The following is a 24,085-nucleotide window of genomic DNA, read 5'->3' on the forward strand; positions in this document are numbered from 1 at the left end:
TAAATATACCATTAGGAAAAATGCGCATGCGCGTTTCCCAAACCTATTATCTCAAATCGCAAATAAATAACTTGTTGATAAAAAAATAACATTCTTAATTTATTCATGCGTAAACGCGCAAAGACTTTTTCATTATTTCCCTTGATATCCGAGAATTTCAAATAGCACTGTATATACACAGCCCTGTAAGGTGCGCATAAATACCAGGATCAGGTCTTGAATCGTGCAAAGTCTGCACAAAGCAAGACCTGACCCCTTACACTGGATACCGAATCTACCAGCAAACGCTGACCCATTGTCGCTTCTGATACTCTTTTACAGAAGCTGGAAAGTACTTTGAATACCCTGTTCACGAAGGGAGGTCAGTTTCTGATACGCCTCACTGTTATACCAGTTTCTGGCGCTGTCTTTATCTGGAAACTCGATAATGGCTTTTGTAGTATGCAGGGTTTCGCCATGCAATATTTCCACTTCACCCTTGGCAATAAAATGCCCACCATACGACTCTAACGTGGGTTGTGCCTGTGCACTGTACTCGGCTAATTTTTCTGGATTGATAACGGTTGCTTCGACAATAATAAAGCTCGTCATGTTGTTTCTCCTTGTGTAGATGAATGAACAGATATAGCTTATTATTGTGCTGATGATTGAACAATATTAAAAAAATTAACACTCTGTTTAAAAATATGAACAACATAAGACTCGCACCACTGCTGCTTATTTTTGCCGAAGTGGCGACAAAACGCTCCTATACCGCCGCCGCTAAAAAGCTTGGCATCAGTAAATCCGCTATCAGTCAGCAGATTAAGCGACTAGAAGAAGATCTAGGTCAGCAGCTTCTCATCCGCAGTACCCGAGGCGTTGTGCTAACCTCTGCGGGTGAAACCTTACTGGCCCGTAGCGAGCTATTAGATGAGCAGCTCAATATGGCATTTAAAGAGCTCAACCGAGTGAAAACTCAACCCAGCGGGCCATTTAAAGTGTCTATTCCCCCCTTTTCGGAAAAAGAAGTGGTGATGCCTGCAGTTCGACAACTGTGTATAGAATTCCCCAAGCTTATTCCTGAAGTTGTGATCACAGAGAAATGGCAAGATCTGATAGAGCATAATCTCGACGCGGCTATATTCGGTGGGGATATTAAAGATTGTGATTACCGAGCACTGCCAGTTAGCAGCGTTTCAGAAGTTTTCTGCGCATCCTCACGCTATCTTGCTCAATTTGGGATGCCTAAAAATCTTGATGAACTTGACCACTACAAATTCATCTCCACTGCATGGCATAGACCAAAAATAGAAGTGTTCGATAATCACTTGGAGAACAAGCAGCTAATTTCACCGCCTCATAGCGTTAAAGTAAATAGCCTAATCACGGCACTTGAAGCTACGCTATTAGACATGGGCATCGCCCTTCTACCAGAGTTTATTGCTCAAGCTCATATTGAAAGCGGGGCATTACAAAGAGTGCTACCAAACCTTCGTGGCAGAGACTGGCATTTCTACTTTTTGCATCAATACGCAGGTGAGAAACCGCAGCACATCACCCGATTTTATCAACTCTATCGGCACTACTTTTTAAAAGCCTGCGGCAAAATGGCAGAGTAAACAAAAAAACTGAAGTCGGCCCTAACAAATTGGACTAAGGCCATTTATAAAAATTTTGAAGTGCTGTGCCACCAGAAATAGGCGAAAACTGGCGCACTAGCCGATTACGCGCAGCACATACCCAAGGGTTAGAAAGGTTAGTTGCTTTACCTATCTGCCAAGATAGACTTACCACCTGCCTTACTTTTTTAAAACGTACCGTTTGAAACTGCTGAAAGGCCTTGGCAGGACTTTCATATTGAGCAAGCTGCTCTGCCAAAACAAAGGAATCTTCAATTGCTTGAGCCCCTCCCTGACCCAAATTAGGGGTCATAGCATGAGCAGCATCCCCTATTAATACAATAGACTTTTGATACCATTGAGCTAAAGGTGACAAGTCATGCAGGAATGAATCGATCAATGCCTCAGGGGGTGTATGCCTTATAAGTTCTAGTACAGGGGCGCAATAATGGCAGAACTCCCGTAACAATATATCGCTGGGACATTCAGAATCTGTGATATTGACATTCTTTTGATACAAGGTTGCATACCAGTACACTTGATCATTAGAAATCTGAACAAACCCAAAACGAGACCCGTTACCCCATATTTCGGTAAACTGGTTTAGCCACTTGGATGAAAGCGAAAAATTCGCAATGCCTCGCCAACACCTTTGACCAGAGTAGCGTAATGCACTGCTCGGAAATAGCTGTTTCCTTATTACAGAATGAATACCATCTGCACCGATTAAGAAGTCGCCACGTTTACTCACCGAATTGTTAAAATCAACGCCAACGCCCTCTGAAGCAACCTTCACCCTTACACATTCGTGCCCTGTATGAACCTTCTCTTTCCCAAAAGCGTTGAGTAATACTTGCTGTAATACACCTCGATGCAATGCAATTGTATGATACTCGCGGTTTGCTACCTGATAACAAGACGAGCTCCGTGTAATAGACTTCCCCTTGTAATCCAAAATAGAAAATGAGTGAACAGGGTAACCAATCGACTCTATTTGATCCGCAAGTTGATACTGCTCTAAAACAGCCATCGCATTAGGCGGAAGTAGAATCCCAGCACCAACAACAGTTAATAAAGGAGTGGCATCAAATACCTCTACATCAATATTTTTGGCTTGCAAGGCAATAGCAGAAGAAAGCCCGCCTATCCCTGCACCAATAATAATCCCTGTCATAGTCACTTCTTTTAACTAAGCTTTAAAAAATAGATAGACGCAGCTTATTACCATATTACTAATTGAACAATCATCTATAACTTAACACCTTGTTTATTTATATAAACAAGGTAGAGCTTGCACCGATTCAGCTTATTTTCCAATGGTCATATCGTAGGTAGTATTTCGCATCAGGAGAATGCGATGGGTAAAAATAATAGTATCACTCTTGGCGAAAACTATGATGGCTTAATTAGGAAATATGCAATTAAGTCGGCAACATGAGATATTCTTGCTGACTTAACCTTGACCTTTGTAGTTCCACATTTGACGCTTCGTACCCGATTGAGGATTGCTACAAGGCCAATAAAAAAGGTGAGAAAAACCATAGCGGACATTGGATATAGCAAATTTAACTCCTTTAAAAAAGCGAGATAAGCAGCTGTCAGATCAAGCCTGAATTAGTACATATTAGTCACCGCTCTTCAATTGCCTGACTTCTTCCGCAGAATACTAGGGTCACGAGAATACTAGGGTCAGGTCTTGAATCGGGTCACGAGAATACTAGGGTCAGGTCTTGAATCGTGCAAAGTCTGCACAAAGCAAGACCTGACCCCTTAAACTACTAAACTACTGTGGGAGTCATACCAACGCCCGCATAAAGGGCAATAATTAGAGCGAAGCGACAGTGCCCATGTGTTACTGTCCCAGCGAGCCTGCGAGCGATTTAATGCGATTGTTATATGCGCCCCGATAAAACCTGCAATACTTGCTTTTTACGCTTATAAAATTCCGTTTTGTTTAATCTAGCTATTGTTTCTTTTGACGTGAACTTATGCCAGTTCCTATCTGTTTTATAATTTAGTTTAAGCAGATCCTTATTGAAAAATTGATGTGCGCAGTTTTCTAATTCGCTTGCTATATCAATAAAATCGTTACGTATGATAACGCCTGCCTCTTGAAGTGAATTATCACTAGCTTCTCTTGAGTGCTCATTAAGATTTACGAAGTAATCTAAGAAGAAACTCACTTCTCTTTTAACTGAAGCAGAAAACCACCTGTCGCATCTATTTTGAAGAGATACAAATGCTTCGAGGAACTCATCTTTACTTTTCTGAGACTCCATGATTATTGGACATCTTTTTAGCTCACCTTGGCTATCCTCGCCTCCTAGCAAGACCATAGTTCTGATCCAACTAACCATTGAGAGTAGGGACTCGTGAGCTTCCAATTTTTTATCTAGAAGTTTCTCTGTTACTCGAAGCTTAGACTCTTTAGTTTTAGTAGCGTAATTGATTAAGCCGGTAATCAAAGAGCCTACTATGGCTCCAGATAAAGCAAATACTGCACTAGCATTTTTTACTAAAAACTCTTCCATGTAAATTTCCTACATCGCATATAACGCCCTGTTAGGTAAACTTATGGCCATGGGTAAGAGTAAGCCTTACTCAGCTCCGCTATCCACAATTCTTCTCTGGCCTCTTTTGTCTTTGGATCAGGCTTACGGTTTAGTCGCTCCATAGCCTCATAAAAACCAGGGCCAGGAGAGTTACTGTTTACACCAATGACAACTGATGTTCTAAACGGGCGCCCCGAATTAGCATCCTGTTGGTCAAGAACTTCAAATATCTGACTCAAGGGGTGCGATGACCATGCCCCATCAAAGTCAGGAAGGCCAAATACCTCAGCGATAGAGGAATAGTTAGTAGTTCTTTGAGGGCGAGCTTTTAATACGCTCTCTAGATACTCCCCTACTAAATTTGGTTCTAGCATCATTTTTCTCCATATCTACACTAGGTTTTCCTAACGCCGCAAGCAGCGGCGAGCGTAAGCGAGTCCAGCACCGAAGGTGCGATTCTGACTTGCCTTGTTATATTTCGTTTTTCACTAAACGTGAGTGATAAATATCAAGTTCTTTACAAACTTCTCGATACTTGATTTCAGCTTCTGCAAATTTATCTCTGCAAGCTTGAGCAAAGCTATCATCTTTGCCCCAATCTTTAGCGGCTTTCATCTGATTATTCATCTCAGCTATGTAACCACTTTTTAAATCAAGTAGAGCTTTAAATCGATTCAGCTCGTTTGCCTTTTTAGCTTCCCTAACAGCCCAGCGAGCATATAAAGCTGATAAGCCTGCAACTAAAACAGCAATAATTGATATGATTTCAGCTGACATAGAGCAGAACTCTCCTAGAAATATAACGCCCTGTTAAGGTGTGAGCAACGCAATACCGAAGCTCCCGCATACCACCTTAAACACCAAACGCAACGCATAGTAAAAATGCCACGCGTTGCGAATCACCCTTAAACAGTTTGTTATGTTCTAAGCCACCCTATTGCGCTAAATGGGATTAACTCAAGCTAATGAACTACTTCTTATCTTTGTCGTTTAAGTGATCACGTTTGCTAGTTACTGGGATACCATAGGCTTTCATGCTACCAGCATGTTTAAGGCAATAAGGACAATTGTAGTCCTCTGACTCTCGGCTACCTCCTGGCACTCCCATTTGATCTTCTACCGAAAATTTCTTGCCACAGCCCGTATTTGGGCACGTTTCAATTGACATAAAATACACTCCTTTTTCATTTATTACTTATCACTATGCAAAGCACTATGCTAATTGTTTGCAAGTAGTTGATAATAAGCACTTTGACACGGCTGGAAAGAACATAACATTTTATTCGTGCGCATGCGCGCTTACCTCGTTGGACCAGTGAAAACGCGCACAGTTAACTATCTGTATGTAAAGAACTTATCAGCATTCTGCTAAATATACCATCAGGAAAAATGCGCATGCGCGTTTCCCAAACCTATTATCTCAAATCGCAAATAAATAACTTGTTGATAAACAATAATATTCTTAATTTATTCATGCGTAAACGCGCAAAAATTTTTCATTATTTCCCTTGATATCCGAGAAATTCAAATAGCACTGTATATACACAGCCCTGTAAGGTGCGGAGTTATCATGAGTCTAAAAAGCCCATTTCTGAAAGGTCTTCAGGAAGAAATGCGTATGCGTGGTTACAGCATTAAAACAGAAAAAACCTACCTATATTGGTTTAAGGCATTCGTTAACTTTCACCACAAGCTGAATCGAAATGGGGCAAAATGGGTTACTCCTTAAGGTCCGCTTCTAGCGCACAAGCGACGGTCTGATTTGATTCAGTTCAATTAGAGAAATCTGAAAGTGCAAGTTAGGACTGATTCATCTTATCCCTTCATTGTGCCAAACCTTACTTATTCTCAAAATTCCTTTCGTTATATGCCTCAGGTATTGATGATTAGACACCAATTGAAGTGTGACTTAATCGGACATTCGTCACTTATCCAAGTCCGCAACTGTCTGTAAAGCATATCGTTATGCCATGTATCTTGAATGAAATTTTCATTATATTAAATAGGTGTTGATGGTTGAGGAGACTACGATGAAACGATTTTTAGGCTTGATACTGGTGATATTGTGCGTGTCAGTTCGTGCAAATGAGGCGCTTCAATCTACGGTAGATGCGTATTTCTCGACGTATGCGAAAAGAACAGATTTTGACGCGTTTATGGCGTTTTATGCCGAAGATGCCAAGTTGAACGATGTTATTTATGGGCATGTAGCGGAAAATAAGACGCAAATAGCGTCGTTTTTCGACTGGTCTTCGGGGCAGTTTTCAACCCTTGATAGCCAACCTACGCTGACTATCACTCAGCAAATGATCAATCAACAAAGCGTGGTGACCAAAGGAACATTTAACGCGTTTTCTTTCAATGGAAAGACTATGGGGCCGTGGGAGTTTGTGATTTGGCAAGAATTTAACGCATCAGGAAAAATCGTTTTACAAGAGGACTGGATTAACTACACGCCAAAGAAAATTATGGTTAGCGAGTAAGTCTATATTAATGACGTAACCTCAATATTGGTTATTTCAAATCTTGTTCCTTTTTTGTATGTATGTTAATTTTGTTTACATAATATCAAGTGGTTATACGTTATTTTTCACTTTATATTTGTTCAATAATAATAAACTAAAAGGAAAAAGAGTTTTGAAAAAATGGTTAGGTCTTTTCTTCTACGTCTGGTCTGCAAATCTACTGGCTGCAACGTATGAAACGGAGCATTTTACTGTTCAATACGATGACAATGTGCCACTTGAAATCGCCAAAAAATTCTCGCAACGCGTCGAAAAAAATAGACAAGTTGTGCTCGCTTATCTAAGTCAATCCGTTGAATACAAAGGGACACCCATTAAAGAGCGATTGATTGCGAACATTTCGAAAAAAGTGAATATACCTTTCCAAGCTAAAAATCAGATCTATATTCCCGAAAAACGCGTGCTGGCCGCTTTTTCAAATGATCAAAATAACGCTGAACAGTCCGGATTAGCTGTTATTCATGAATTGACACATGTCTATGCTGTCAGTTCGTATCGCCAAGGGGAAGAGGAAGGTAAAGGGCATCGTTTTTATGACGATGGGCTTGCTGTATTTTTACAGCACCGTTTTGGAGAATCACAAGAGTATCCTGACTTTGGGCGCGACCTTTATCAGGTCGTCGCTGAAAAAGCGCTGGAAAATAAAGGGCTCGTGCCACTGGCCGATTGTGAAAAAGTACGTAATAAATCGGAGTCTGGCTTAGGTCGTCAACTTGCCTATACCCAAGAAGGGGCGTTTACTCAGTTTTTAATTGAGCGCTTTGGCTTCGATACGTATTTGAAAATTTATCAAGGCGAAGACATCAAAGCGGTCACCGGGGAATCCTTTGAAGAATTGGAGAGCGCGTTTGCTGCACTGATCCGTGTTATTCAAGCTTAACCATTCTAACTGTGAGTCAGTCGCTCGGTCTTTGTTGGCCGAGCGTTGTCTTTTTATAACAGGTCATTTTTGTCACGCTTCAACTTTAGCATCATAGGCTCAACGCTTTAACGCTAGCAGGCTCCGAGTGAGTCTCTAAACGATTGTACTTTACAAAAATATCGTCATGTCTGAAAACGTAAAGCAGTGTAAATGCACATTGTTTGCACACTTTCTGCCCAAAAACGAGATATAACTAATGTAATTTGGTTAAGTTCGTTAAAGGGTCGCAGAATGAAAACTCACTTCCAACTTCAGCTGCTGGTGATGGCAATCAGTAGTGTTTTATTAAATGGCTGTGGTGGCACAAGCAGCTCAACATCCAATGACGTTGCAACACCTGTGGTAACGGAGCCTTCAACACCCAGTACACCCATAACGCCAGTGGCGAATGCGGGGCTGGATATTCAAGTTAACGTGGGTGAAACAGCAACGTTAACTGGCAGTAGTAATGCGCAGACGGGTGATAGCGTAAGTTACCTTTGGACCTTAGAGAATAAGCCTGACACGAGCAATGCCGCTATCCAGCAGGCGACTGCACAGCAGACTACACTTGCGGTAGACAGCCCCGGAGCCTATGAAATTGGATTGCAAGTGACCATCAATGGCACTCAATCAGAAAAAGATTTTGTGATGATAACGGCAAGCAGCGATTCGACGGACATTACCAATCGAATTTTTGAAAACCGCTCCAATGATTGTCGAAATTATATTGGCCAGTTTTACGCGAGCGTGACAGACATTAAGCGCAATGCGGAATTTGTTGGTGACGTCGAAATCATAGAGAACACAACTTATTGTGTGTTTAATTCAAATGCGATTCCCAACCACGATTTTAACGACCAATCTGCCGCGTTTGCGACGAATGTGAGTGAACAATCCATGACTTTCAAAGTCGTTGTGCAACCGAGTATGGCGGCATCAACCACGGCACTGTCACTCGGTACGACCGAGGCTATTTTACTTAATGGTGTCACCGTCGATTTACTTGCAGCAGCCTGTTACGGTGTTGGAAATGAGCCTTTAGGTGAGGAAAAAATTGGATGCGGACCAAGTCAAAATGATAATCCATGGCGCTATGACCCAATGTCCTCACTAAACCAATTTGGTACGGATGAGCATCATGCGCATGTTCAACCCTCGGGTGAATATCATTACCATGGCAATCCAATGGCGCTCTTCAATCAAGAGTGTAATGGTATAGAGTCCGGCGTAATTGGGTTTGCCGCAGACGGTTTTCCACTTTTTGGCAGCTGCATCATTGATCCACAAAGTGGTGAAGCGCGAAAAGTGGTCAGCAGCTACACACTCAAAGATAATGGTGGCGTAAGGCAAAGTGTCAGCGGTTATCAAACGCCGGTCGCAGGGCAAGGTTCAATTGCAAGCAACCACTATGACGGACAATTTCGTGGTGATTGGGCCTATCAGGCTGGACTTGGCGATCTCGATGAATGTAATGGGATGACACGAAATGGCGTGTACGGTTATTACGTTACAGATCAGTATCCGTGGGTACTGAATTGTTTCAAAGGCACGATTGACAACTCGTTTTCAGCGGCTCCACAATTGGCTCGACGCGCTCACGCTCATGAGGAAGCGAATGTGCACACCCATGAAAACGGTGAAACACATTCTCACTAATCCATCGTAATTAACTAACTTCAGTTAAATAGGCGGCTGAATTGCCCGGTCTCGACGGGCAATTTCCTTTGCGGCAGCATTTTTCAAGACGAGAGAAATGGTCATTCGCGCTTTCTTTCACAATGTCACCGATGAGGCGTCTTAACCAAATAAGCCCTTGGTCATTATCTTGCCGTTTGTGCCAAAGCATCCCTATCTGATTGTATTGCATATTGACGGGCGTTTCATAAACCGCCAGTTCACCATTAAAGATCTCTCTATCAACGGCCATTGAGGGCACGACGCTTATCAAATCTGACGATTTGACCAAGGGGGCAACAGCTGAAAAATGGTTGACTGTCATTGCGACACGGCGTTGCAAACCCATTTGCAATAAAGCGACATCGGTCAGCCCCGTCGTATCGCCAGACATGGAAACCAACAAATGGTCAGCACTTAAAAACGCATCAAGACTGAGAGACGGCGAGGCCAAAGGGTGTTCTGGGCGCATTACGCAAACATAACGAGGGTTAAAAAGAAACTCTGAGCGAAGCACGGTATCAACCACCATGGGCGTACCGCACACCAAATCGACTTCAGCATCATGAAGCACGGACTCATTGTTTATGATGGTGTTTGGAATTGCGTAGACGTTCACATTGGGTGCGTGTTGTTCAATGTGTTTACGAAGCGGTGCCCAAATGGTGTTCACCATGATGTCTGACACGACAACACGGAATGTGCGCTTAGCGGTTGCGGGATCGAACTGTTCTGGATCCACAGCTTCTTCGAGTAAACGCAATGGATCGCGGATCTGAGTCCACAAGTTGCGAGCGTACGCAGTGGGTTGAACACCACGGCCATCCTTTACAAATAACTCGTCTTTCCAAGCGACACGCATGCGCGACAACGCATTGGAGACGGCTGGTTGAGTCATGGCTAAGCGATTGGCAGCCCGAGTTATCGAGCCTTCAGTCATGATGGCATCAAATACCATCAATAAATTCAAATCTTGAGTTCGCAACTCGATTCTCCTATCACCTCATTCAATATATAAAAATATATGATGAATGCTATATCAACAAATCATTTTTTTTATTTTTCGAACTTGGTCATAATTGCACATCAGTAAATACTGAGACCAAAATAGTCTCAATTTGAAGAAGGAAAAGACGATGATCCCGAGAAAATACGAGAATCTATTATTCCCTTTTCTGATGGCTTTGTTTATGTCATGCATCATGTCATTTGTAATCACGGTTATGAATGCCGGATTCGTGAACCATCTTTTAACCATTTGGCTTCGAGCATGGGCTGGAGCATTTGTTGTTGCATTTCCTACAATCCTCGTAGTTGGGCCGATGGTTCGTCGATTAGCCGCATGGTTATTAACCGATGAGACCAGAACGCTAGAAGCGTCCGAATAACGATTTCTTACCTATGAAGGCAAGGGATTGCTTTCTTTTACTTTTTTCCAGACAAGCACCTCGTTTAACACGGGGTTTTTGCGATTTATCTTCTCTAATATACATCATTATCCATGATGTATTTCATATAAACAAATAATTATTTTTATTTATTCGTTCTGTTCATAATGCACTTATTGAAAAATGGTCATCAATGAGGAAGGCATCATGAAACTAAATAAATTGGTCAGCGCGTTTGCAATGTTAGGGATATTAACGTTGTCGGCGTGTAGTGATGTATCAAGTTCGGAACCTATGCCACACGCCGCACCACAAGTGTCGGTCGCTCAGGTTATTAATGAAAAAATCAGTGATTGGGACGAGTTCACCGGTCGTCTAGAAGCGCCGGAGCACGTAGCACTTCGTCCACGCGTTTCAGGTTATATCAGTCGCGTTACATTCGCTGAAGGCGCAATGGTGGAAGAAGGGGAGACGCTTTTTGTTATCGATCAAGCGCCTTTCAAAGCAGAAGTAGCGCGATTAGAAGCTGAACTTGTGCAAGCAAATAGCCGCCTACAACTTGCCAAAACCGAGTTCGCTCGCGCCAGCAAATTACGTCAAAGTGCGGCGATTGCAGAAGAAGAAGTCGATAAGCGCAAGGCCCAAGTCCAGCAAATGGAAGGCCAAGTTAAATCGGTACAATCGTCATTGCAGCTTGCATTACTTGATTTGCAGTACACTGAAGTTAAAGCCCCAATTAGCGGTCGAGTTTCACGTGCGCTTATCACTCGCGGTAACTTTGTGAATGCAGGCCAAAGTTTATTAACCACGTTGGTTTCCAGCGATCGTGTGTACGCGTATTTTGATGCAGATGAACAAACCTTCTTAGAGTATATGCGTTTTGCGAAAGCAAGTAGCCAGCAAGAAATCCGTGAAGTTGCACACCCTGTCTTTATGCAACTTGCTGGCGAAGAGGAGTTTACGCACTCGGGTGTGGTGGACTTTATGGATAACCAAATCGACCCAACGACGGGAACGATACGTGCTCGCGCTGTCTTTAAAAACCAAGATGGTTCATTTTTACCCGGTATGTTTGCCCGTATTAAACTCAGCGGTGGCGAGAGCTACAACGGTGTGCTGATCGAAGATAAGGCCATTGGTACTGATTTAAACCATAAGTTTGTACTGGTTTTAGATGAATCGAACACGGTGCAATACCGCGCGGTTGAACTTGGCAATAAAATAGCAGGCCTTCGCGTCATCAAATCGGGCCTCGCTGGCAACGAACAAATTGTGGTTAACGGTTTGCAACGCGTACGACCAGGTACGCCTGTTTCGCCACAGCAAGTCGACATGGGTAACGCCTATAACCTTCAACAACTCAACAAATTGCAAAAGCGATTAGATGAGCAGCTGGAAGATTCGCAAATGGCGCTGTTAACGGCGACCGCGGGTTTAGGTTTGGAGGACTAAGATGAAGTTTTCTCAGTTTTTTATTCATCGGCCGATTTTTGCTGCGGTTATCTCACTGCTGATTTTCATCGGTGGTGCGATTTCCGTTTGGCAATTGCCTATCACTGAATACCCTGAAGTGGTGCCACCTACCGTTGTGGTGACGGCAAATTACCCAGGTGCAAACCCAAAAGTAATCGCAGAAACCGTTGCAACACCGCTTGAGCGCGCCATTAATGGTGTTGAAGACATGTTGTATATGTCCTCACAAGCCACTTCTGATGGCCGTATGACGTTAACGATTACTTTCGCCATTGGTACTGATCCAGACAACGCCACGACATTGGTGCAAAACCGTGTTGCACGTGCAGTTCCTCGTTTACCTCAAGAGGTGCAGCGTTTAGGCGTGGTTACGGAAAAGTCTTCACCCGACCTGACGATGGTGGTGCATTTAACGTCACCGGATAATCGCTACGACATGCTGTATCTGTCGAACTTTGCTGAGCAAAACGTCAAAGATGAGCTCGCGCGTATTGACGGTGTGGGTAACGTACGTATGTTTGGTGCGGGCGAATACTCAATGCGTGTGTGGCTTGACCCTCAGAAAGTAGCGGCAATTGGTTTGAACCCATCGGACATTGTCAATGCGATACGAAGCCAAAACCAGCAAGCAGCAGCGGGGAGTTTAGGTGCTCAACCAACTGGCGATAGCGATTTTCAATTGTTGATCAACGTTAAAGGACGTTTAACAGATGAAAATGAGTTTGCGGACATCATCATCAAAGTGGGTGAGAATGGCGCAGTGACGCGTCTGCGCGATGTGGCTCGAATTGAACTTGGCGCTAGTACCTATGCGTTGCGTTCATTGCTTGATAATCAACCTGCTGTTGCGTTGCCTGTTTTCCAAGCGCCTGGCTCTAACGCTATCCAAATTTCGGATGATGTACGTGCGAAAATGGCTGAATTGAAAAAGTCATTCCCAGAAGGGGTAGACTACAGCATTGTTTACGATCCAACCGTGTTTGTGCGTGGTTCGATTAAAGCCGTTGTAAATACGCTGTTTGAAGCTATTTTACTGGTTGTACTTGTTGTGGTGTTGTTTTTACAAAATTGGCGAGCGTCGGTTATCCCGCTGGTGGCCGTGCCGATTTCGCTTGTCGGTACATTTGCCTTTATGCACATGATGGGATTCTCACTCAACGCGCTGTCCCTTTTTGGTCTGGTACTGGCGATTGGTATTGTTGTTGATGACGCCATCGTTGTTGTCGAAAACGTGGAGCGCAACATTCATGAAGGGCTCACGCCAATCGAGGCAACAAAACGCGCAATGCAGGAAGTTACTGGGCCAATCGTGGCAACGACACTAGTGCTTGGTGCGGTATTTATCCCTACCGCTTTTATGTCAGGTTTAACGGGTCAATTCTACAAACAGTTTGCCCTGACTATCACCATATCGACCGTGATTTCGGCGATAAACTCATTAACGCTGAGTCCTGCGTTGTCTGCGTTATTGCTTAAATCACCTCATGCGCCGAAAGATTGGCTCACCAAGTTTATGGACAAAGCCTTTGGCCGTTGGCTCTTTGCACCGTTCAATCGATTGTTTGACCGTGGTGCCAGCAGTTACACCAAAGGTGTCGGTAAGTTAGTACGAATGAGTGGGATTATCGTGGTGTTGTACGCTGGACTCATTGGATTGACGTATCATCAATTTTCATCAACGCCCACGGGTTATGTGCCAGGACAAGACAAAGAATATTTGGTGTCGTTTGCTCAATTACCAGATGCGGCGTCGTTGGACAGAACCGAAGACGTGATTCGTCAGATGTCAGACATTATGTTGAAACACCCTGGGGTTGAACATGCCGTAGCGTTTCCGGGTCTTAACATCAATGGTTTTACTAATAGTCCGAGCAGCGGCATTGTGTTTGTGCGCTTGAAATCATTCGCAGAACGCCAATCACCAGAGCTTTCTGCGGGGGCAATTGCTGCACAACTCAATCAACAGTTCGGTGCAATTCAAGGGGCATTTGTTGCCATATTCCCACCGCCGCCAGTACAAGGTTTGGGGACGATAGGTGGATTCCGATTACAGATTCAAGATAAAGCGGGTTTAGGTTTTGAAACGCTTTATCAAGTAACTCAGCAGGTAGTGGGCAAAGCATGGGCGGCACCAGAACTGACGGGCAACTTTTCAAGCTTCCAAGTGAATGTGCCACAACTTGATGTTGATTTGGATCGCACCAAAGCAATGAGTCAAGGCGTTGATGTGGATACTATTTTCGATACAATGCAAGCGTACTTAGGTTCGCTGTACGTGAACGACTTTAACCGCTTTGGTCGTACTTATCAGGTGAATGTGCAAGCGGAAGACTCTTTCCGACAAGAGCCAGAACAGATCCGTCAAATTAAAGTCCGTAATCAATTTGGTGAAATGGTACCACTTGGCGCGTTCCTGTCAGTGCAGCATGCGGCAGGGCCGGATAGAGTGATGCATTACAATGCCTATCCGACTGCGGAAGTAAATGGCGCACCAGCACCAGGATTCAGCTCGGGTCAAGCGCGCGCAGCAATTGAGAAAATCTTAGATGAGACGTTGCCACTTGGCATGAGTTACGAATGGACTGAGCTAACGTATCAACAGATCCTAGCTGGCAACACATCGTTACTGGTGTTCCCATTAGTTGTGGTGTTGGTGTTCATGGTACTGGCTGCGCAGTATGAAAGTTTATCGTTACCGCTTGCGATTATTCTCATTGTGCCTATGACCTTGTTGTCTGCGATGACCGGCGTGATCCTATATGGCGGTGACAACAATATTTTCACGCAAATTGGTTTTATTGTATTGGTTGGTCTTGCAACGAAAAACGCGATATTGATTGTAGAGTTTGCTAAAGAGCTTGAAGACAAGGGGATGTCTACGCTTAATGCAATTAAAGAAGCGAGTCGCTTGCGTCTGCGTCCAATTTTAATGACGTCAATCGCCTTCATTATGGGTGTCTTACCGATGGTGACATCGACAGGCGCAGGGGCCGAAATGCGTCAGGCAATGGGAATTGCAGTGTTCTCCGGGATGATAGGGGTAACCGTATTTGGCTTAATTTTAACGCCAGTGTTCTACTTCTTACTACGCCGTAAAAAGGCAAAAGCAGAAACTCAGACACCGGTTACTGCGCTTGAACCTTCGCCGCAGCATACATAATCCGCTATTTTGAGGCATTCGATAGAGTTGCAAGGAATGCTCGATGACCAAACGTCGAATGCCTCATCCACCATTTTACATACGCCTAAACGTCAACTGCAGTTAGTTCTCGAATATTTAAACATTCTGAAGGGAGTCGTGAAAGCATGCGCATTGTTAGAACAGTTCAGAAAAAACCATTTTTGTCAGTGTCGATGAGGGGTATACAGCTGATGTGTGGCAGTGTAAAAAAGTGCCCCAATAATGTAGGATGAGGCACTTTGAGGTTTACCTAGGTCCAATGTTTTCCGACGGAGTTAGCCAATGGCTCTGCCAAACATAATTGCCATGAATGTAATAAAGCGTGTCATTATGGATAACTGAGCGGTCGTCAAAACCATAACCGATTGGAAACTCAGGTTGAGTTTCGTATTGCACGAGACTCGTACCATTGAAGGTCATTGCTGGTGTGTCCGTATCTTGAATATCAAAAAGCGCAAGCTCGTTGTGGTTCTCCCAACGCATACCGTCAGAACTGGTTTGTTCTACCCAGGTTTCGAGGGGAAGGGCAATGCGTGTCGTCTGACTATTCGCGTTAAGATACGTAAACGCATGATAATCGTATTCTACAGGTGTATAGGCCTGTTCAAAGGTGTGCGACGCAATTTGTGTCGGATGTTGTAAATCTTGAATATCAAACAGGGCGACTTTCGTCCCTTTACCTTGGATAAGTTCTCGTCCCGAATCGTCCGTAATAATATCTACGTCTTGGCCAATACCGAGTAACAAACGTTCAGATATAGGATGTAGGTAGGAAGAAAAACCGGGGATCTCAAGTGTACCCAAAAGTTTAGGTGCGGTTGGGTCATTCAAATCGAAGCTATAGAGTGGATCTGTGCGTTGAAATGTCACGACAAAAGCTTTGTTACCAAAAAATCGCACGGCGTACACGTCTTCAATAACCTCGCCACGTTCATCTGTTTTGCCAATAGGTTGGTCGGTGACTTCATTTGGGTATTTACCTACTTCAAGCAATTCATTTCCTTGCGGTTTCAAAATATGGAGTGTGTGTTTGAATGAGGCAAGGTCATTGTCTTGAGTTGTTAGTACTCTCAACGTATTTTCGTGTTCACTGATCCTTAGATTTGCCATCGTGCCTGAAAGTCGTCCAGCAACAACGCCGGAAGCTTGGTAAGTAATTTGTGATTCGTTGAGTGAAAATTGATGAAAGACTGTACGCTGTTGCGCCGCCCAGTCCGTCGTGTATACGTAAAGCGATTTGTCTGTGGCATACAGTCCATCTACTTGCGTATTGATACATACCGCTGAGCGTTCATCAGGATTACTCAAATTAATTTTAATCAGCGTAGTAATACCATCGTAGCCATCTTTTTCCGTCGCATTCTCTGCAATTAAGCAACTATCGTCATTAAACAGCACATCCTCTGATTTAGTCAGATTATTGGTAATTTTTGGCAATAAACTGCGGGTAGTTTGCCGTTGAATAAGATTAAAATTTTCTATTTGAGCAACAGCGGAATTATCTTGGTTTAACGATTCAACCGTTGGAAAGTAATTCATCACCAAGTACAGGTTGCCGTTGATGACACGACTATCGACGAGCTGTCCGTCGATACTGAAGGAGGCGGATGAATGAGGTTGTTCAGGATCCGAAACGTCAAAGTTGTCGATTTTAACGCTTTGCTCTATCGGTTGATAAGCAAATGGCATAATGTCAAATAACATGGGCTGGCGCAGGGTTACAAGCGACGAATCCGACAAGTACATGGCATTTAATCTATCGTCGTCTTCGAGTTCCATTGTAGAAACGGGCGTAATCACATCGTTGTTCGCTGTTTTTAAAACTCGAATGTAACTGTTGGGTGATTGAGTTGCGTTTAAATCATCCGCGTGATTGGCAGCAATAAACAGGTAGGTGCCGTTGTATTGCACTCGATTGGCTTCGTCAACGTTCTGCTCTTGCCGATTAGTTTGGCTGAAGCTTGCAGAAATAGGCGCATTTTCTCTGATTGAGTCATACAGTCCACTATTCCAAGCACCTACATTGCGTTGATAGATGCCGTTTTTTAAATTCCTTGCAAAAGTCACGCTATCAGCCTGCTTTAATGAAGAAATAGCGGGTTGCAGTTGATTAAGATCCGGTACTTTCACTTCGACGGTTTGCTCATTCGAGCAACCACATACCACACTTAAACAAATAATTGAGGGCAAAGCTAGTTTGTTCACGATGTTCTCCTTAGGTATAACGTGATGCTATTAACCTTGGCACAGGACGATTTGAGTTTCTGTTTTTGAGTGATATGGAATGTTATTTTCTGTTATTGCTGCTTTTTGAAGGGCAATAAATTGGTTACAGTGAACGTATGTCATAATGTGGAGAAGAATGTGAAAAAAGGGGCATGGATTTTAGCTTTAAGTCTTTCGTTCTCTGCGCTTGCCGAGGAACCATGCGACTTAGACACTGTACCCTGTCAACCCGTGAGTTCGTGGCAATTTAGCCTTGCATTTGGTTACGGTCAGATTGACAACCCATTACAAGGTGGTACGGACTTTCCACTATATGTAGTACCTCATGTCAGCTATTACGGCGAGAAATGGTTTTTAGAAAATACAGAGATTGGTTATACGTTTAGCGAGCACGCGAGTTTTGATGTCAGTGCCATTGTCGCGTTGAACCGACAAGCTGCGTACTTCCATCGTTATCATCCATCTAACGTGTTTGCTGGATTTAACGACGGTGCACTGCTGGTTAGTGATCATGAAAAAACACTACCCATTTCAGTTAAAACAGTGGCAAAACGATCGCTTGCGGTTGATGCAGGGTTGTTGATGCATTGGTATCCAAATGATGCAAACAAAGTCAGACTCACATGGCTACATGATATCTCGGGGGTTTATCAAGGTAATCATGTCGATTTGAATGCAACGCATTATTTCAAAAGCGTGTTTAGTCAGGATGACACGCTTGCATTAGGGCTCGGGCTAAGTTACCAAAGCGCGCACTTAAATAACTATTATTTCGGAATCGGTGAGCGAGATACAAACAATCCGTTCGATTATATCCAACTTGGAAGTGGTGTTGCCTACACAACAGGTATTTCTTATCGTAAACCTATTTCACCCAGTTTGAATTTAAATGTAACGCTGAATTATAAAAAGCTCAATTCAGCCATGGTCTCAAGTCCATTAGTGGTGAAAAGTCAGACCCTTGACTATTTCGTTTCAGTGAGTTATGCGTTTTAGTTGGGCTGTATGTGCGCTCTTAGTGAGCTTAAAAACATCGGCCAACTCTACTCAGATTGAGTCAACAACGACGTCAAAATTTATTCTTCCTGGGACGTGCATCGCTAAAAAGCAAGCGACATTTTGTGAGATGGACGTCAAAATTTCATGGCAATTTGACCGAAAGGGTCAGTATTGTTTGCTGCAAAAAGGGCAAACATTAAGATGTTGGAATGACGCAGTTAGACTCCAAGACTCATTGACGTTGAGAATTGAGAATGAAGACGAATTTTATATCGCCTCTAAAGAAGGTGTGATCATTTCTACGCAAACGGTGAAGGTTGTCTGGGCAACAAGTTCAAGACTGAGAAGACGATTAAAAAGTGAGTGGAGTATCTTTTAATGGCCTCAATTGTATTGGTTGAAGATGATGAGCGGTTAGCTCGGTTAACGGCAGAGTTTTTAGGTGAACATGGGCACTCTGTAGAAATCGTTACAAGTGGCAAAGCGGCCATTGGCCAAATTCTTCGTCAAACTCCAGATCTCGTCATTTTAGATGTTATGTTGCCGGACATCGACGGTTTTGCAGTGTGTAAACACATACGCCCCAGTTACCGAGGCCCAGTGCTGTTTTTAACGGCGAAAGACAATAATTTTGACCAAGTGAAAGGATTTGAGCTCGGAGGAGATGATTACGTTGTAAAGCCAGCTGAACCCTATGTGCTGTTGGCGCGTATCGGCGCGCTCTTACGTCGAACGCAAACACTGGAACCACAAGTTAATGTTGTTCAATTGGGGCAACTTAAGCTGGTTCATCAAGCGCGCCAAGTCTATCTCCAAGAACAAAACATCGAATTGACCACGCAAGAATACGATTTACTTTGGCTACTTGCGAATAATGCAGGACACGTATTGAAGCGTGATGATATTTATCAGCGCGTGTTAAACAGAGAATACGATGGGCTCGATCGAAGTATAGATATCAGGGTCTGCAAACTTCGTAAAAAACTTGGCGACAACATCTCGAATCCACAGCGACTACTCACCGTATGGGGTAAAGGTTACATGTGCTCTACGACAGCGTGGGATGAAGCCATTTTATGAGTCGATTGGCCCTTAGTTTACTGCTCGTCTTGTTTTTTAGTATTTTTGTCATTAATCACGTTAGTGAATATGTTTGGCAGCAAGTTCAACCTGCGACCGATATTCAAATACTCGCTAAACAAATGGCAACGGAAATAAAAAACCTCGTCAGTAACCAGACCCAAACTTCAACGAATACGGTACCCTTGGCTCATTTTGCGTGGTTACCTGAACAATTAGATGCACTTAAAAATGGTGAGCTGGTCACGCTTTATAGCAGCGAAAATGTGCTGAACTTTTACTTTCTCGCCAGTGAAGACCAAGTCTATGAAATGGGGCCTTATAGACTTCCGGTTGCTGATTGGCGAATTAAAGTTGCGATTAGCGTGTTGTCTTATTTTTCACTCATCGCCTGTTTGTTGCTTTGGTTGAGGCCTCTTTGGCGAGATCTTACTCAACTGAAGCGGATCACTTTCCAGTTATCTCAGGGCAAAGTTGAACTTAACTACGTGCCTATCCATTTTTCTGCTATCGCATCATTAACGGGTGAAATTAAGAAACTTACCGAAAAGGTTGCTTCATTGTTGGAAAGCCAGCGTTATTTGGTCAACGCTGTTTCTCATGAATTGAGAACGCCGCTGGCTAGGCTCAAGTTCGCATTAGCAATGCGAAGTTCTGGAGAGCCTAAACACAACCATGAAATTAATCAGAATATCAGCGAAATGGAACGGTTGATTGATGAAATGCTGAGCTATGCTCGACTGGAAGAAGCGACGGTTCAAGCACCTTCAACACGTCTGGACCTTCGAGATTGCGTGGCTCGGGCTTGTGAAAAAGTGACGGAAGTGAAAGTACAACTAGCTATTCAGCATTACCTGAGTGCGACGGTGATTGGTGATGAAGCTCAACTCGACAGACTCTTTTCCAATTTGCTGTCAAATGCGGTGAAATATGGTCATGGGCAAATTAAGGTTAGTCTCGTTGAATGCCAAAACGAGTACATCGTATCCGTTGAAGATAATGGCAACGGCATTGATGTTCAGCAAAGAGATTCCGCGTTTGAACCTTTTAAACAATTTACGTCAGATAACCGAACAAGCAACGGGTTTGGCCTCGGTTTAGCGATAGTAAAACGCATTGCGACTTGGCACCGTGCATCATGTCACATCGGTTGTTCCGAGTTGGGTGGAGCGAAAATCTCTATAGTGTTTCCTAGTCTGGACAACTAAGTTTGGCAAGCAACTTATGTGGTTCCAAAACCACCTATTATTTAACTTTCACCCGATTGTTGGTATCGCGATTTTTTAATATAAATTCGCGCGAATAGTCAGTATGTTGGCTCTTGGCCGTGCGGTCGTAAAGCACCACATTCACCGTAGCAGCGAGATTCATACAGCCCGTAGTTGGGATGTAAACAACATCGTCGCAAATCGATAAAACATCCTGTTTTAGGGAGCCATCTTCCGGCCCGAACACATAAATAGCGTTTTCAGGGTGCTCGTAGAAAGGAAGCGGAGTAGCGCCATCGACGAGTTCAACGGCAACCACACGAGTCTCAGCTGTTTTGATGTCTGAAAGGCTTGCGAGGGCCTCGAGGGGAATATCATCTACGCGCTGTTTGGTGTCTGTCGCAAATTTTCTCGCATAACCATATCGTTCTCCGGTATACCAAACCCGTTGTGCGCCATAGCATCCGGCTGCGCGCATGACTCCTCCGACATTCGTTGGGCTTTTCGGGTTGATAAGAACTAGCTGCGTCATGGTGATATATACCTTCTGTATTCATTGTTCTTTGAGAACGTTGAGAAGAACTCAGTAATTAAATGCCAATCTACGTGATTGAACGTACACTCAGCCTCACATTATCTAAAACTATCGCTCCAGAGTCGAACTTAATTCTTGCGTTTTTCGCGACCAGTAATTTGTGTGATTTCAATGTGTTGGTTTTTTGTTCTGAATTTCGAAACGTTGGCATAGAATTGAACCCTAGATTTTAACAATAATTTATCTATTTACAAAGAGTTACGTGGTTAGGTTAGACGAAAAATATTTTGTTGATTCGCTTGTTTCTTGAAGCAATGTTCAGCTAGTATTTGATTTGGAAACATTCGCATGGATAAGGATAAATTATGCGTAAATGCTTGCTCGCTAGTCTGATGCTTACATTAACAGCCTGCGGTGGTGGGGGAGGCTCTTCAGGTACAGGCACCACCGTAGAAACAAAGAACCAAGCGCCAACGATTGTGATCGAAGGCGAAACAAAGGTACTTGCATTATCCCAATTCGTATTGAAAACTCAGTTGCACGACAACGAAAATGATACGTTAAAAATTGAGTGGTCAAGCAGTCTAGCTGGTGTTGTTTTTTCAAATGTTAGCAATTCACAAGCTGAAGTATCAATTCCAGCCGTTGAAACGTTAACCACGGTTACGCTCACAGCAAAGGTAACTGACTCAGCAAATAATTCGACGATCAAGACCCATGTTCTTACAGTAACGCCTAACGTGCCAACCGGTGTTGCTTTGTTTGACTTGGCTGCAGAATATTCTGTACAGCAAAACGACGTTATTAAAATTCCCGTGAAGTTTGATAGCCCGTATCCAATTACCGCTGTGGATTGGTCATTTGTTGGATTTACGCCGCGAGAGCTTCAAAAAAACAGCGATTATTCAGACTATTCAGGCACCACTTCGGCACAATTCCGCGCGCCAACATTGAGCCAAAATGCCGACTTTAACGTTGTTGTTACCCTGTCTACTACCCAAGCACAGTATGAAGCTAAAACGAAACTAGCCGTAAAAGCGGAAACCACGCATTTCATTACAGTCGATTTACCTGAGCCTGTCGAAATAATCGAAAGCCACGAAGGGGAGTTGATTGCAAATGTGATGACAGATGAAGAAATAGAGTTTATTGAATGGGATTGGCTACCAAAACCGGAACCTGAAATCATCAGTATTGGTACTAAACAATTTAGCTATAAAGCACCTGAAGTGGACAGGGATACCACCTTTGATGTGTCCCTCAAATTGACAACCAAATCAGGTTTACAAGCGTCGGATACGACGAAAGTGACGGTGAAAAACGCCACGGCGGCTTCACCGGTTATTTTAAAAGCGGACAGGAAAGCCGTAGCGACGGGTCATACTGCGGTGATTTCTGTCACAGAAATAGACCTTGATGAGGTTACTGAGTTTCAATGGGAAATTGGCAACCTTGGTCAACAATTTGTGGTTAGCAGCAAAGGCCAATTAGAAGTGACGTTTCCAAATGTGAATGCTGAGGCATTACCATATCTTTTTACCTACACAGCGAAACTCAAATCAGGACAAACGCAAACGGCAAAAACGACCATCACGTATTATGGCAATGCAGCCGTTGCGAGTCAGATTGGGCTCACGAGCTCGAGTACAATGCATATTTATCCTCGAGAGCAAATAGACCACGTTTATACGTTAAGCGACCCTAACAACCTTGTAGATTCAATTGGTCTTGAATCGAGTTCAAGTCTAAATACCTTTAATGTGCTTGATGTGCGCAGACAAGGTCGTTATGTTACCGTGACTGCTCGGATAGACACACCACTGCGAGAATCTTCTGTGCCTATTGTTGCCTTATTGAAAACCGGCACATACGTTTCTCGCCATAATTTGAATGCCGTGCTTTCGACCTCTAAATTGAAAGCCTATACGGGCCTAGAAGAGCAGTATCTGCAAGGTAGTTCGTTTTACCTCACAGGTCTTGTACTCAACAAAGACGAAGCACAGCCGTTCAACGGAACATGGCAAGTAACAAACAGCACGAAACACGTTATTCAGAATCCAAACAACGCTGTAACAAAAGTAACGGTAAGCGATAGTTTCTCGTTAGAACCTTCATTCAAGTTAGTGGCAAAAGACGCAAACCAAAATGAAATTGAGTCGAATGTGTCAATTAAAACAAGCAGTTACTACACCGTAAAAGGCGATATGTATCAATGCACTTGGAGTGCTCGAAGCATCCAATGTAAGGATGACCGTTATCAAGCTTTGACCTTCGCTAAGGTGTTTACTGCACCGCGTCAGGTCATAACGAAAGGTAATTATGCCTGTGTGTTGGATAGCGATGACATTGCCTCGTGCGCAGGTCAAAATGAGCTGATTAATTCAGCCGTTTTGAGTTTGAGCAACGTAGTGAAGCTGGACGCCGTCGACAATAGCACGGTGTGTGCTCAATTCGTTGATTTAAGTTGGGCATGTGTGGGTGACAATGCAGCTCGTTATCAAACACACCTTAAAGGGTTGAATGCCGTATTCGGTATACAAGCCGACGGCACTACGACCTGTTACGTTGAAAATGGTTATTTAAAATGCAGTAAAGGAGCAGAAAAGCCGTACTTTACGAGCAGTCCGGCCCTTGTTAAATGGTTTGAAGTAAATGCTGCTGAGCACACACTTTGCTACAAGGAGCTCGGCCAAGTTATCGAGCAATGCCACTCATTGATATAACTCAACTACTCGACAA

The 24,085-nt window shown here is 43.5% G+C and carries 21 protein-coding genes and 1 pseudogene; 13 read left to right on the top strand and 9 right to left on the bottom strand.

From position 1 onward, the window contains the following. Positions 1 to 315: 315 nt before the first annotated feature. On the bottom strand, positions 316 to 591 hold the full coding sequence (locus NI389_RS15770) for a DUF1330 domain-containing protein (RefSeq protein ID WP_308360777.1): 276 nt from the start codon (positions 589 to 591) through the stop codon (positions 316 to 318). 95 nt (positions 592 to 686) lie between these two features. On the opposite strand from NI389_RS15770, the gene NI389_RS15775 reads away from it, so the two are divergent. Further along, positions 687 to 1,601, top strand: a complete 915-nt coding sequence (locus NI389_RS15775) for a LysR family transcriptional regulator (RefSeq protein ID WP_308360779.1) — start codon at positions 687 to 689, stop codon at positions 1,599 to 1,601. 34 nt (positions 1,602 to 1,635) lie between these two features. Here NI389_RS15775 and NI389_RS15780 read toward each other — a convergent pair whose 3' ends face one another. The 5 genes from NI389_RS15780 to NI389_RS15800 all read right to left on the bottom strand — a co-directional run bounded on the left by NI389_RS15780 (position 1,636) and on the right by NI389_RS15800 (position 5,321). Further along, positions 1,636 to 2,775: an FAD-dependent monooxygenase gene (locus tag NI389_RS15780; RefSeq protein ID WP_308360780.1), complete on the bottom strand. Its 1,140-nt coding sequence runs from the start codon at positions 2,773 to 2,775 to the stop codon at positions 1,636 to 1,638. Between the two features lie 718 nt (positions 2,776 to 3,493). Then, positions 3,494 to 4,132 (bottom strand): hypothetical protein, encoded by a 639-nt coding sequence (locus NI389_RS15785; protein WP_308360781.1) that lies wholly within the window; start codon positions 4,130 to 4,132, stop codon positions 3,494 to 3,496. Positions 4,133 to 4,173: 41 nt separating this feature from the next. Continuing rightward, positions 4,174 to 4,530, bottom strand: coding sequence for a hypothetical protein (locus tag NI389_RS15790; protein WP_308360783.1), 357 nt, complete (start codon positions 4,528 to 4,530; stop codon positions 4,174 to 4,176). A gap of 94 nt (positions 4,531 to 4,624) precedes the next feature. After that, positions 4,625 to 4,930 (bottom strand): hypothetical protein, encoded by a 306-nt coding sequence (locus NI389_RS15795; RefSeq protein ID WP_308360785.1) that lies wholly within the window; start codon positions 4,928 to 4,930, stop codon positions 4,625 to 4,627. Positions 4,931 to 5,123: 193 nt separating this feature from the next. Continuing rightward, the gene (locus NI389_RS15800) at positions 5,124 to 5,321 is read right to left on the bottom strand and encodes a hypothetical protein (RefSeq protein WP_308360787.1); all 198 of its coding nucleotides are present in this window, start codon (positions 5,319 to 5,321) and stop codon (positions 5,124 to 5,126) included. A gap of 402 nt (positions 5,322 to 5,723) precedes the next feature. Here NI389_RS15800 and NI389_RS15805 point away from each other — a divergent pair. From NI389_RS15805 to NI389_RS15820, 4 genes and pseudogenes are all read left to right on the top strand, one after another. Next, positions 5,724 to 5,846: pseudogene (locus tag NI389_RS15805) on the top strand (phage integrase N-terminal SAM-like domain-containing protein); the annotation flags it as partial. Positions 5,847 to 6,183: 337 nt separating this feature from the next. Next, complete coding sequence (locus NI389_RS15810) at positions 6,184 to 6,636, top strand: nuclear transport factor 2 family protein (protein WP_308360789.1); 453 nt, start codon at positions 6,184 to 6,186, stop codon at positions 6,634 to 6,636. A 154-nt stretch (positions 6,637 to 6,790) separates the two neighbouring features. Next, positions 6,791 to 7,558 (top strand): hypothetical protein, encoded by a 768-nt coding sequence (locus tag NI389_RS15815; RefSeq protein ID WP_308360791.1) that lies wholly within the window; start codon positions 6,791 to 6,793, stop codon positions 7,556 to 7,558. A gap of 273 nt (positions 7,559 to 7,831) precedes the next feature. Further along, complete coding sequence (locus NI389_RS15820) at positions 7,832 to 9,238, top strand: YHYH protein (RefSeq protein ID WP_308360793.1); 1,407 nt, start codon at positions 7,832 to 7,834, stop codon at positions 9,236 to 9,238. Positions 9,239 to 9,248: 10 nt separating this feature from the next. Here the strand turns inward: NI389_RS15820 and NI389_RS15825 are convergent, their stop codons facing one another. Further along, positions 9,249 to 10,241, bottom strand: a complete 993-nt coding sequence (locus NI389_RS15825) for a LysR family transcriptional regulator (protein ID WP_308360794.1) — start codon at positions 10,239 to 10,241, stop codon at positions 9,249 to 9,251. 151 nt (positions 10,242 to 10,392) lie between these two features. Here NI389_RS15825 and NI389_RS15830 point away from each other — a divergent pair, with 151 nt between their 5' ends. From NI389_RS15830 to NI389_RS15840, 3 genes are all read left to right on the top strand, one after another. Then, positions 10,393 to 10,644 (top strand): DUF2798 domain-containing protein, encoded by a 252-nt coding sequence (locus NI389_RS15830; protein WP_308360795.1) that lies wholly within the window; start codon positions 10,393 to 10,395, stop codon positions 10,642 to 10,644. 207 nt (positions 10,645 to 10,851) lie between these two features. Further along, positions 10,852 to 12,096 (top strand): efflux RND transporter periplasmic adaptor subunit, encoded by a 1,245-nt coding sequence (locus NI389_RS15835; RefSeq protein WP_308360796.1) that lies wholly within the window; start codon positions 10,852 to 10,854, stop codon positions 12,094 to 12,096. Between the two features lies 1 nt (position 12,097). Beyond that, a complete protein-coding gene (locus tag NI389_RS15840) occupies positions 12,098 to 15,277 on the top strand; it encodes an efflux RND transporter permease subunit (RefSeq protein ID WP_308360797.1) in 3,180 nt (1,059 codons plus the stop codon). 267 nt (positions 15,278 to 15,544) lie between these two features. Here NI389_RS15840 and NI389_RS15845 read toward each other — a convergent pair whose 3' ends face one another. Then, the gene (locus NI389_RS15845) at positions 15,545 to 17,503 is read right to left on the bottom strand and encodes a beta-propeller domain-containing protein (protein ID WP_308360798.1); all 1,959 of its coding nucleotides are present in this window, start codon (positions 17,501 to 17,503) and stop codon (positions 15,545 to 15,547) included. A gap of 159 nt (positions 17,504 to 17,662) precedes the next feature. On the opposite strand from NI389_RS15845, the gene NI389_RS15850 reads away from it, so the two are divergent. Genes NI389_RS15850 through NI389_RS15865 form a run of 4 tightly spaced genes read left to right on the top strand, consistent with a single transcriptional unit; the run spans position 17,663 to position 20,811 of the window. After that, the gene (locus tag NI389_RS15850; protein ID WP_308360799.1) at positions 17,663 to 18,520 is read left to right on the top strand and encodes a MipA/OmpV family protein; all 858 of its coding nucleotides are present in this window, start codon (positions 17,663 to 17,665) and stop codon (positions 18,518 to 18,520) included. After that, entirely contained in the window at positions 18,510 to 18,902 is a 393-nt protein-coding gene (locus NI389_RS15855) for a DUF3019 domain-containing protein (protein WP_308360800.1), read from the top strand. The genes NI389_RS15850 and NI389_RS15855 overlap by 11 nt, the downstream gene beginning before the upstream one ends. Then, entirely contained in the window at positions 18,902 to 19,603 is a 702-nt protein-coding gene (locus NI389_RS15860; protein WP_308360801.1) for a response regulator transcription factor, read from the top strand. Before NI389_RS15855 ends, NI389_RS15860 begins: the two co-directional genes overlap by 1 nt. Further along, positions 19,600 to 20,811 carry a sensor histidine kinase gene (locus NI389_RS15865; protein ID WP_308360802.1) on the top strand — a complete coding sequence of 404 codons (1,212 nt, stop codon included), beginning with the start codon at positions 19,600 to 19,602 and terminating at the stop codon, positions 20,809 to 20,811. The genes NI389_RS15860 and NI389_RS15865 overlap by 4 nt, the downstream gene beginning before the upstream one ends. A 37-nt stretch (positions 20,812 to 20,848) precedes the next feature. Here the strand turns inward: NI389_RS15865 and NI389_RS15870 are convergent, their stop codons facing one another. Continuing rightward, positions 20,849 to 21,343 carry an RNA methyltransferase gene (locus NI389_RS15870; RefSeq protein WP_308360803.1) on the bottom strand — a complete coding sequence of 165 codons (495 nt, stop codon included), beginning with the start codon at positions 21,341 to 21,343 and terminating at the stop codon, positions 20,849 to 20,851. Positions 21,344 to 21,711: 368 nt separating this feature from the next. Here NI389_RS15870 and NI389_RS15875 point away from each other — a divergent pair, with 368 nt between their 5' ends. Next, the gene (locus NI389_RS15875; protein ID WP_308360804.1) at positions 21,712 to 24,069 is read left to right on the top strand and encodes a hypothetical protein; all 2,358 of its coding nucleotides are present in this window, start codon (positions 21,712 to 21,714) and stop codon (positions 24,067 to 24,069) included. Positions 24,070 to 24,085 lie beyond the last annotated feature (16 nt).

Origin of the sequence: Pseudoalteromonas xiamenensis (assembly GCF_030994125.1) — a bacterium.
In the GTDB taxonomy this organism is placed as follows: domain Bacteria; phylum Pseudomonadota; class Gammaproteobacteria; order Enterobacterales; family Alteromonadaceae; genus Pseudoalteromonas; species Pseudoalteromonas xiamenensis_B.

Bases quoted from the DNA above. Each gene is read 5' to 3' on its own strand.
- NI389_RS15770 (WP_308360777.1), bottom strand. From the start codon at position 591: ATGACGAGCTTTATTATTGTCGAAGCAACCGTTATCAATCCAGAAAAA.
- NI389_RS15775 (WP_308360779.1), top strand. From the start codon at position 687: ATGAACAACATAAGACTCGCACCACTGCTGCTTATTTTTGCCGAAGTG.
- NI389_RS15780 (WP_308360780.1), bottom strand. From the start codon at position 2,775: ATGACAGGGATTATTATTGGTGCAGGGATAGGCGGGCTTTCTTCTGCT.
- NI389_RS15785 (WP_308360781.1), bottom strand. From the start codon at position 4,132: ATGGAAGAGTTTTTAGTAAAAAATGCTAGTGCAGTATTTGCTTTATCT.
- NI389_RS15790 (WP_308360783.1), bottom strand. From the start codon at position 4,530: ATGATGCTAGAACCAAATTTAGTAGGGGAGTATCTAGAGAGCGTATTA.
- NI389_RS15795 (WP_308360785.1), bottom strand. From the start codon at position 4,930: ATGTCAGCTGAAATCATATCAATTATTGCTGTTTTAGTTGCAGGCTTA.
- NI389_RS15800 (WP_308360787.1), bottom strand. From the start codon at position 5,321: ATGTCAATTGAAACGTGCCCAAATACGGGCTGTGGCAAGAAATTTTCG.
- NI389_RS15810 (WP_308360789.1), top strand. From the start codon at position 6,184: ATGAAACGATTTTTAGGCTTGATACTGGTGATATTGTGCGTGTCAGTT.
- NI389_RS15820 (WP_308360793.1), top strand. From the start codon at position 7,832: ATGAAAACTCACTTCCAACTTCAGCTGCTGGTGATGGCAATCAGTAGT.
- NI389_RS15830 (WP_308360795.1), top strand. From the start codon at position 10,393: ATGATCCCGAGAAAATACGAGAATCTATTATTCCCTTTTCTGATGGCT.
- NI389_RS15835 (WP_308360796.1), top strand. From the start codon at position 10,852: ATGAAACTAAATAAATTGGTCAGCGCGTTTGCAATGTTAGGGATATTA.
- NI389_RS15840 (WP_308360797.1), top strand. From the start codon at position 12,098: ATGAAGTTTTCTCAGTTTTTTATTCATCGGCCGATTTTTGCTGCGGTT.
- NI389_RS15855 (WP_308360800.1), top strand. From the start codon at position 18,510: ATGCGTTTTAGTTGGGCTGTATGTGCGCTCTTAGTGAGCTTAAAAACA.
- NI389_RS15860 (WP_308360801.1), top strand. From the start codon at position 18,902: ATGGCCTCAATTGTATTGGTTGAAGATGATGAGCGGTTAGCTCGGTTA.
- NI389_RS15865 (WP_308360802.1), top strand. From the start codon at position 19,600: ATGAGTCGATTGGCCCTTAGTTTACTGCTCGTCTTGTTTTTTAGTATT.
- NI389_RS15870 (WP_308360803.1), bottom strand. From the start codon at position 21,343: ATGACGCAGCTAGTTCTTATCAACCCGAAAAGCCCAACGAATGTCGGA.
- NI389_RS15875 (WP_308360804.1), top strand. From the start codon at position 21,712: ATGCGTAAATGCTTGCTCGCTAGTCTGATGCTTACATTAACAGCCTGC.